The following is a 548-nucleotide window of genomic DNA, read 5'->3' on the forward strand; positions in this document are numbered from 1 at the left end:
TATGCCGTCACGATACAAAAACACGGCGCTGTGGCCCGGGCAGATATTTTCGATTACATTGAAGAGTTCTACAACCGTACCCGACGTCACAGCCATCTCGGTGGCGTCAGTCCGGAGGCCTTCGAAAAGGCCTCGCCGTGAGGACAGAAACTGTCTACGGGCTCGGGGTCACTCCACACCTCAAATGCAAAAGCCTCAGTAAATACCGACAAGAAGCGAGAGTACCGCTAATCATTTTCCAGTCTATCGGCACATCTTCTTCGACTTACTGATTGAACCATCATTACAAACGAACTTTTCGCCGGAACAGTGAGAAATCCCGCCCTTCTTTCCAGAACAAGGCTTGTTTGCTGCGGTTGCTGTGAGTGCAAAGAGTGACAGGATTGTCACTAAAACAATTTTTTTCATGTATCGCCCCTTCGAATGTCCCAATATTATGATGCTTTTAGTGTCTACTGCGTCCCATAGACGCCTGCAAATTTATATCAGAACAATCCGCTTTTGATCAACGCTACCTAAAAAAAAGCCTGCAATTCTCAGGCTATATC

At 46.9% G+C, this 548-nt stretch carries 2 protein-coding genes; one reads left to right on the forward strand and one right to left on the reverse strand.

From position 1 onward, the window contains the following. The coding region (locus WH277_RS01170) for an IS3 family transposase (RefSeq protein ID WP_339503888.1) at window positions 1-141 on the forward strand (141 nt) is incomplete at its 5' end. A gap of 102 nt (window positions 142-243) precedes the next feature. On the opposite strand, the gene WH277_RS01175 is transcribed toward WH277_RS01170, so the two are convergent. Beyond that, on the reverse strand, window positions 244-408 hold the full coding sequence (locus WH277_RS01175; protein ID WP_339456133.1) for a YdcA family protein: 165 nt from the start codon (window positions 406-408) through the stop codon (window positions 244-246). Window positions 409-548: the final 140 nt, after the last annotated feature.

This window comes from Erwinia sp. MYb416 (assembly GCF_037479575.1).
GTDB classification, from domain to species: Bacteria; Pseudomonadota; Gammaproteobacteria; order Enterobacterales; family Enterobacteriaceae; genus Erwinia; species Erwinia rhapontici.

Bases quoted from the DNA above. Each gene is read 5' to 3' on its own strand.
- WH277_RS01175 (WP_339456133.1), bottom strand. From the start codon at position 408: ATGAAAAAAATTGTTTTAGTGACAATCCTGTCACTCTTTGCACTCACA.